The 8,153-nt window shown below is 60.4% G+C and carries 9 protein-coding genes; 3 read left to right on the top strand and 6 right to left on the bottom strand.

The genetic code is table 11. From position 1 onward, the window contains the following. Both ACI94_RS05115 and mptA read right to left on the bottom strand, forming a co-directional pair. Positions 1-860, bottom strand: an 860-nt coding sequence (locus ACI94_RS05115; RefSeq protein WP_286681177.1) for a nickel-dependent hydrogenase large subunit, incomplete at its 3' end; no start/stop codon positions are given. 237 nt (positions 861-1,097) lie between these two features. Then, a complete protein-coding gene (gene mptA, locus ACI94_RS05120; protein WP_066956035.1) occupies positions 1,098-2,039 on the bottom strand; it encodes a GTP cyclohydrolase MptA in 942 nt (313 codons plus the stop codon). 127 nt (positions 2,040-2,166) lie between these two features. Between mptA and ilvC the strand changes: the two genes are divergently transcribed. Further along, a complete protein-coding gene (gene ilvC, locus ACI94_RS05125) occupies positions 2,167-3,156 on the top strand; it encodes a ketol-acid reductoisomerase (protein ID WP_066956038.1) in 990 nt (329 codons plus the stop codon). Positions 3,157-3,211: 55 nt separating this feature from the next. Then, a complete protein-coding gene (locus ACI94_RS05130) occupies positions 3,212-3,703 on the top strand; it encodes a flavodoxin (RefSeq protein ID WP_066956041.1) in 492 nt (163 codons plus the stop codon). Here the strand turns inward: ACI94_RS05130 and purL are convergent. Beyond that, complete coding sequence (gene purL / locus ACI94_RS05135) at positions 3,700-5,772, bottom strand: phosphoribosylformylglycinamidine synthase subunit PurL (RefSeq protein ID WP_286681175.1); 2,073 nt, start codon at positions 5,770-5,772, stop codon at positions 3,700-3,702. The two genes, ACI94_RS05130 and purL, sit on opposite strands and share 4 nt — an antisense overlap. A gap of 95 nt (positions 5,773-5,867) precedes the next feature. Here purL and ACI94_RS05140 point away from each other — a divergent pair, with 95 nt between their 5' ends. Continuing rightward, positions 5,868-6,485 (top strand): translation initiation factor IF-2 subunit beta, encoded by a 618-nt coding sequence (locus tag ACI94_RS05140; protein ID WP_066956046.1) that lies wholly within the window; start codon positions 5,868-5,870, stop codon positions 6,483-6,485. On the opposite strand, the gene ACI94_RS05145 is transcribed toward ACI94_RS05140, so the two are convergent. The 3 genes from ACI94_RS05145 to ACI94_RS05155 form a co-directional block, all read right to left on the bottom strand. Continuing rightward, complete coding sequence (locus ACI94_RS05145; RefSeq protein ID WP_066956048.1) at positions 6,466-7,098, bottom strand: class I SAM-dependent methyltransferase; 633 nt, start codon at positions 7,096-7,098, stop codon at positions 6,466-6,468. The genes ACI94_RS05140 and ACI94_RS05145 overlap by 20 nt on opposite strands. 8 nt (positions 7,099-7,106) lie before the next feature. Then, positions 7,107-7,391 carry a DNA-directed RNA polymerase subunit L gene (locus tag ACI94_RS05150; RefSeq protein ID WP_273258979.1) on the bottom strand — a complete coding sequence of 95 codons (285 nt, stop codon included), beginning with the start codon at positions 7,389-7,391 and terminating at the stop codon, positions 7,107-7,109. A 60-nt stretch (positions 7,392-7,451) separates the two neighbouring features. Next, positions 7,452-8,153 (bottom strand): MBL fold metallo-hydrolase (locus ACI94_RS05155; RefSeq protein WP_286681176.1); only part of this gene is annotated, 702 nt, incomplete at its 5' end.

The following is an 8,153-nucleotide window of genomic DNA, read 5'->3' on the forward strand; positions in this document are numbered from 1 at the left end:
ACGGGGGTGGTGCCGCCTACCGGGTAGTTCGGGTCGGCCTCGGTGACTTCGACCTCACCCATGTACCAGTCCCAGGGGCGGACTTCGGTGAACCGCTCGGGGAACCACATCGGGGTCTCGTCGAGGCTGGAGCTGCCGTAGACCGGTGCGACGGCCATGTAACCCTGGTTGTGGTAACCGAGGTCCTTCGGGATCGGGACTTCGACGCCGCCGACCTCTGCCCAGTCGCGCTTCTGGTAGTTCCGGAAGACCGCGATCATGAACTCCATCTGTTCCTGGACGAGGACACGAGCTTCCTTCGCGAGGTCGTAGATCTTCGCCTTCGCACGCGGGGTGATGTTCTTGTACATACCGCCGACGCGGGGGTTGCTCGGGTGGATGGCCTCTCCGCCGACGATCTCGCCGATGGTCTGGCCGATCTCACGGATCCGCTGGATCCGGAGTGCAACGCTCCTGACCGGTTCTTCCTTCGAGAACGGGTTGATCTTCATGTCGGTCCCGGGGAGGTACATGTCCGGGAGGGACAGGATGTTGTGGATGGCGTGGCTGTGCATCCTGTTGGCACACTGCAGGATGTAGCGCAGGAGTTTCGCGTCCTCGGGGATCTCGCACCCGATGGATGCCTCCATCGCTTCGATACCCGCCAGGGTGTGTGCAATGGGGCAGATACCGCAGACGCGCGATGCAATCTTTGGAACCTGATCCATCGTCTTGCCGATGGCGAGCTTCTCGACACCCCTCACCGGGGTGATGCTGAGCCAGTCTCCACGCTCGATGATGCCTTCATCGTTGACCTTCAGAACGAGCTTTGAGTGGCCTTCATGTCTCGTAGTTGGGGAAATCTCTACAACTTTCGACAAATATATCGCCTCATTCCGATATTTGGTGTTCTGAACACTATACCGGTGTTATGCAGATTTGTTACCACACAATGTTGTACTGGAAACGTACGCGAGTACGTCGGAAAGAAGTATGACGAAAACAGAGTTTATAGCTTTCGCTCTAGTGTCTCTCGAAATAATACCTTTCGTAAAACGCGTACCACTTGATGATAATATTGATTTACATAATATATTGTGCAAAAAATATTATCAGTTTTATAGTGCGCCTTTGTCCATCTCCGCGACGAGCTCCGCTATCGTTGCCTTTCGCTCCGCGTAAGCATTGTGCTGATGAATGCTCTCCTCATTCGTCTGCTTAATCGTGACTACAGTATCTCCTGGGAGATACCTGAACTGCGCGATTACCTTGCGGGCCATTTCGCGAACGCAGTCCTCTACGAACCGCGGGTTCTTGTGTGCTTCCATCACCACGTAACTCTCGTCCCCCCGCTTGAGAAGTTCGTAGATGCGCGCACTCATGGAATCCTTCAGGATCTTGATGATCTTCTCGAGGCTGACATGCTGATCGTCATCTGTCTCAATGCAGAGGAAGCCCCGACCGCGCTGGTTGTGCGTGGCCATCGGCACCTCCTTGAAGAATGCCTCGATCTTTTCCTCCTCCACGCCAAGGTTCTCGAGGACATGCAGGGCATGATCCTTCATGATGTTCTGAGCGCAGGGGCAGGCGGTCATCCCGGTTACTTCAGCGCCGATGCTCTTTCGGATGATCGGGTTCCCATCGTTTCTCTGGGCTACTGCACTTGCGTGGACGTTCACGACCTCATGACAGCTCGTCTCGCTGACCGGGGTCTCGCGTCTGACCATGAACTGGCTCCGCATCCGGACCTCGGTCCGCTCCGCGTACTCATGCCGGTCGAGGAGTTTCCTCGCCACTGCACTGCAGAGTTCCTCGATCCCGTTGACATCACCGTCGATGGCATGTTGCAGCACGTCATCGATCACTTCGAAGTTCCGGGAGAGGTTTGCACCCTTGAGACTTCCCGGAAGATCAACGAAGACGTCAAAGACGGAGATGAATATGACCGGCCGTTTGCCGGGTCTGGCGACTTCAACAAGTTTTTTGACGTTCTTCACACCCACCCGGGTCAGGTTGATGCGAACCTCGGGCAGGCTGGACTGGACATCTGGCAGATCCATCACAAATCCTCAATCACGTATTGGGATCAAGGTTTCACTTCATCAACCTTAAAATGACCCTCCGGAGGGAGCAGTTCTGCTATATAGTATTTATCAGGTCTGCTGCCCAACCGAGTGTGAGAGAACTATGGTACAGAAATACTACGAGTCTGACGCAGACCCCCGCACCCTGGAGGGCAAGACCATCGCCGTCATCGGTTACGGCTCTCAGGGCCGCGGTCAAGCGCTGAATCTGCGCGATTCCGGCTGTCAGGTCATTATCGGACTGCGGCCGGGCGGCAGCTGGCAGAAGGCATCCGAGGACGGTTTTGAGGTCTACCCCGTGGCTGAAGCGGTCAAGCGTGCCGATATCGTCCAGATCCTCCTCCCCGACGAGAGCCAGGGATCCATATACCGCACGGCAATCGGCCCCTATCTCAAAGAGGGCGCCTGCCTGATGTTCTCACACGGGTTCAACATCCACTACGGCCAGATTGTCCCCCCACCCACCGTCGATGTGGTCATGGTCGCCCCGAAGGGGCCCGGGCACATGGTCCGGCGGACCTACGAGGAGGGAAAAGGCGTTCCTGCGCTCATCGCCGTCCATCAGGACGCAACAGGGAAGGCACGCGCCATCGCGCTCGCCTACGCCTGGGGAATCGGCGCGACCCGTGCGGTCGTACTCGAGACGACGTTTGCCGAGGAGACCGAGACTGACCTCTTCGGGGAGCAGGCCGTCCTCTGCGGCGGGGTGACATCGCTCATCAAGGCGGGGTTCGAGACCCTGGTGGATGCCGGGTACGCGCCCGAGATGGCGTATCTTGAGGTCCTGCACGAGATGAAACTCATCGTCGACCTGATCTATGAGGGCGGGTTTACGAAGATGCGCGAATCGATCAGCAACACCGCCCAGTACGGCGACCTGACCCGCGGCCCCCGGGTCATCGGCCCTGAGGCCTACGCGGCGATGCAGGAGATCCTTGAGGAGATCCAGAGCGGCGAGTTCGCCCGGGAGTGGATGCTTGAGAACATGGTGAACCGCCCGGTCTTCACCGCGCTGACAAAAGCGGACGAAGAGCACCTGATCGAGCAGGTGGGAAGGGAGATCCGCGGGTTCATGCCGCAGTTCAGGAAGTAATACTCCTCTTCTTTTTGGATCCTCGTTTTTATACTAACCTGTCATATCCCCTGGTATGGCTGTCTGTATCATCTACCACTCGGAGACCGGCAACACCCGGACCGTGGCCGAGCGGCTTAGCGCGGAAGTCGGCGGCGATCTCGTCGCGGTCCGGGACCTTGCAGGGTACTCGAAGGTGGGGATGTACCTCCGGGGCGCTCCGCGAGCCCTGCGTGGGGAACTTGCCAGGATCGAGCCTGCCGTCATCGATGTCTCCGGCTACGACATTGTTGCTCTTGGAACCCCCGTATGGGCGGGCAACCCCACCCCTGCGGTGAACGCGGCAATCGGCGCCCTTGTGGGCATCGAAGGAAAGGCGGCCGTCGTCTTCTGCACCTCGGGCGGGATGCCGGGTAAGACGCTTGAAGCCGTAACAGCGATGCTTTCAAACCGCGGCGCCGACGTCAGGGGTGCGGTCTCGTTCACGGTGCAGGATCTGCGGCAGGGGGCGCCGATCGATGCCCTGGCCGATCTCGTCCGGCAGCTGGAAAAAGAGAAGGTCGTTTAGAAACGCATCGTCCGGGTCGTGGTGGAGAGCGCGGTCTCGAGTTCTTCCGGCGTGATGACGACCGTCTCGCCCTTCAGCCGGAGGGTGAGGGCGTCGCCTCCGACGGTGCCGATGATCCGGCCCTCCACCCCGGCGAGGGCCGACTCATCCGGAACCGCGACCAGGAACCGACCGTAGGTCTCGGAGAAGAGTTCTTCCAGGGGATCGCCGGTGAGGGTGACGTCCGCACGCGGCGCGATCTTTGCAAGCGCGGCAAGAAGGCCGCCCCGGGAGAGATCGGTTGCGGTGGTGACCCGCCCCTCCCTCACAAGGTCGCGAACGACGGCAACGACGGCCGGATCGGCCATTGCGGGTGCGGATCCTCCGCATCCGGTGACTGCGTCGAGGACCGATCCGCCAAAGTCCGGCTCGGTCTTCCCGATCAGGGCAAGTTTCTCCCCACTCTTTGGCGCCGTCCATCTCCGGATCTCGCCCCGTCCGACCATCCCGAGCGAGGGCGTGGGCTTGATCTGCGTACCAAACTCGTCGCTTTCGTTGTAGAGCGAGACGTTGCCGCCGACGATCGGGGTCTCAATCTTGCGCGCCGCATCCCCGAGCCCGAGGATGGATTGCTCGAGCTGCCAGTAGGTCTCCGGGTGCTCGGGGCTCGCGAAGTTCAAGCAGTCGACGATGCAGAGCGGGTCGGCGCCGAGACAGGCGAGGTTGCTCGCGTTCTCGATGACGGCGTTTGCCGTCCCTTCAAAGGGCTTTAAATAAATGTGCCGGGGGTTGCACCCGCAGGAGAGGACGAGGGCTTTATCCTCCAGTCGGAGGACTGCTGCGTCGTGGACGAGCGAGACCGACTGGAGCTGGACGTCTTTGTCGTACTGCTCGTAGACCCAGTTCTTCCTGGCCACGTCGGGGTGCGAAAGGACCGCGAGCGCGAGGTCTTTTACCGGCATCGTCGGGCGGACGAATGGGGTTTCGGCCGAGTACGGCTTCTTGTCCCAGGCGCAGAGCGGGGCTCCGCCGACGAGGAGGTCGATCGGGAGATCGGCAACGGTCTCGCCGTGGAACTTCACGATGTAGCGGGGTTCTTCGATAACCTCACCGATATCGCTCCAGCGGAGATCATACTTCTCTGCGATCTCCCCCATCAGGGCGACGTCTTCGGGCGCCACCTCGATGAGCATCCGTTCCTGGGACTCCGCGAGCATGATCTCGCGCGGCGTCATTCCGGTCTCGCGAAGATGGACCCGATCGGCGTAGATGACGGCGCCGAACGTGCTCGCCATCTCGCTCGATGCTCCTGCAAGGCCTGCGGCCCCGAGATCGCGGCAGGAGAGGACCTTCCCGGTCTCCGCCATGGCAAGGATTGCATCGATGAGGAGCTTTTCCGTGTATGGGTCGCCGACCTGAACGCTCGGCCGGTCGGCAGCCTCCGCATCCTCTGCAAGGTCGCGGGATGCGAACGATGCGCCGCCAAGCCCGTCCCGGCCTGTCGAGGAGCCGATCAGGACAAGGTGGCTCCCCGGCCGTTTTACCCGGGCGGTGATGTAGCGGTCGGGTTTGACGGTCCCGACGCAGACGACGTTCACGAGCGGGTTTCCCGAATAGGATGGGTCGAAGACGAGTTCACCACGGACGACCGGCACACCGATACAGTTGCCGTAATCCCCGATCCCGGCGACGACGTGCTCAAAGAGGTAGCGGTTCTTCTCGCTTGCGAGGGGGCCGAAGTAGAGCGGGTCCATCAGGGCGATGGGCCGGGCGCCCATTGAGAGGACATCGCGGACGATCCCGCCGACTCCGGTGGCGGCGCCGTCGTAAGGGTCTACGTAACTGGGGTGGTTATGGCTCTCCATCCCGATGGCGAGGGCACAGGTGTCGCTGAACCGCACGATCGCGGCATCGTCTCCCGGCCCGAGGAGCACCTCGCTCCCGGTGGTAGGCAGCGTCCGGAGAAGTGTTTTGGTGGACCGGTAACTGCAGTGTTCGCTCCAGAGGTTTTCAAAGCAGGCAATCTCGACGTCGGTTAAGTCCCGTCCGAGGGTTTTGCGCAGCAATTCAAGGTCCTGTGCCGGCAACATACTGTAAAACTGATGGGTTGCCTATCTACATAAGTATGTGCAAGCCCGGGAGTTTGGGGAACCACTTTTTGACGTCGCGCGACCAATACTGAGGCATGACTCCTTCATACGAGGATCTTCTAAAGAAGGCTTATACCAATATCACGGAGCCGACGGAGTTTGAGGATAGGTTCACGGTTCCGACCGCCCGCGTCTTCATCGAGGGGAAGACCACTGTTCTTGAGAACTTCGCAGAGATTGCAAATACTCTCCGGCGCGACCAGGATCACCTCATGAAGCACCTCCTCGGAGAACTCGGCACCGCCGGCAAGATCGAGGGGACGCGAGCCATCTTCTCGGGGAAGTTCGAGCAGGAACAGATCAGCACGATCATCAAGGGTTACGTCGACGACTACGTCATCTGCTCCGAGTGTGGAAAGCCGGATACCCGCCTCGTCAAGAGCGACCGGGTCCTGATGCTCCGGTGCGACGCCTGCGGTGGTCACAGACCGGTCCGGAAGAGAAAGGCGACCCAGGACTCCTCTGCAGCGGTAAAGCCGACCGAGGGGGCAGTCATGGAGGTCACCCCGCAGTTCCTCTCGAAGCGCGGTGACGGCGTCGTGAAACTCGACCGCTACACAATGTATGTCGCAAACGCAAAACCGGGTCAGAAGGTGAAGGTGAAGATCACCCGGATCGCCGGGACGATCATCTTTACCGAGCGCGTGGACTGAGCACGCCTTTTCTGATCTCCACCCACATCCCCTCCTCTTCTTCCCGGATACGGGCGTGGGCGAGACCGCTCTCTCTAAGTTCCCGGCGGAGCGTCTCGGGAGTCGCCTGCCCGCTTCGCCGGGCGACGTCGTCGTCCCAGTTCGGGTTTCGCCGCCGCATCTCAGCAAAAATGGCTTTTTTGATCTCGGGGGTCCCGAAACTTCCGCCGACGAACGCAACGCCGCCGGGTCGGAGGACCCGCTCGATCTCGCGGAATGCCTGGGGCCGATCTTCCCAGAAGTAGATTGAGCCCCGGCTGACGGCGAGGGAGACGGAATCGTCCCGGAGGGGCATACAGTGGACATCGCCGGTGACCGGGATTACTCTGGCCGGCAAGTCTGCGGCAGTCTTTTGGGCAATCCGGGACATCGCCGGGTCGGCATCGAGCGCGATGACGGAGAGGTTGCTCCGCTCGGCGAGCGCGACGGCAAGAAGGCCCGGCCCGCTCCCGATATCAAGCGCAAACCCGTCCCGTATCCCGGACCACTCGAGCGCCTGCTCGGCGATGACGGGATAGATGGGGGCAAAGACCTCCCGCGCGATCCGGGCGAAGCCCTCGGCGCTCCTCTTCATGGGCAGTCTTATGCGGTATCGAGGGTTTTGACCTGCCGGAGGAGTTCTTCAGCTACGCTGGAGAGCCGCTTTGCAGCATCGGTGACTGCAAGGAGAGGGGGCCGGCCGTTAATTGTTGTGACGACCAGTTCGGGGTCGGTGAACTTGAACGCCTGACGGCGCTGCGCCACGTCCACGTCGGGATCGTTCAAGAGTTCGGCGGCGAGCGCGTTGATATATGTGTTGCCTTCGCCTTCAAAGAGGATCCGGGCCTTATCGTCAGTCAACTCCAGGAGTTTGATCTTCATGGCCATATGCACCATATAGTTGGTCTCGGTAGAGATTATAAATGTGGGTGCGGGTGTCTGACGGCCTTACTCCCAGCAGAACGTCTCCATATCGTATCCTGCGTGCGGCATACCCGGCGGGACCAGGTGACTCATGTGGACGCACCGGTAATCCCTCGCCCCGACGTCGCGTGCGAACCGGACCGCCTCGGCGTAGTTCATGTGTTTGGTGATGGAGTAGCCTGCAGGAGCGATGGCGTCGAGAAAGAGGAGATCGATATCCGCCTCCTTGAGGAGGTCCCTGCTCTCGTCCGGGATATCCTCCCTTGTGTCGCTTGTGTAGGCGATCGTTACATCGTCGTGCTCGAGGAGGAGGCCGCAGGTGTAGACCGGCGGGTGGTTCACTTCAAAGAACGTGAAGGTGAGGCCGAAGAGGTCGAACGGCTCGTAGACGGGGTGCGGGTGCTTTTCAAAGGAGAGGAAGTGAAGGTAGCCGGAACAGTAGTCAATCACATTCGGCGCCGCATAGACCGGGGGGATCTTCTGCACCCGGTAAAACTCTCCAAACCCTATAAAGTGGTCGTAGTGACCGTGCGACCAGATGACCGCGTCGATCTGGGGCGAGCAGGCCCGGAGGAGTTGCTGCCTAAGATCCGGCGACGACTCAATAAGAATGTGCTTGCCCTCAGTCTCGACGAGGAGGGACGTCCGGAGCCTCGACCTCCCCGCTGCGATCATCGCCTGGCAGTTCTCGCAGTCGCACCCTACCTTCGGCGTCCCGATGGCGTC

This window comes from Methanoculleus sp. DTU007 (assembly GCF_001512385.1).
GTDB classification, from domain to species: domain Archaea; phylum Halobacteriota; class Methanomicrobia; order Methanomicrobiales; family Methanoculleaceae; genus Methanoculleus; species Methanoculleus thermophilus.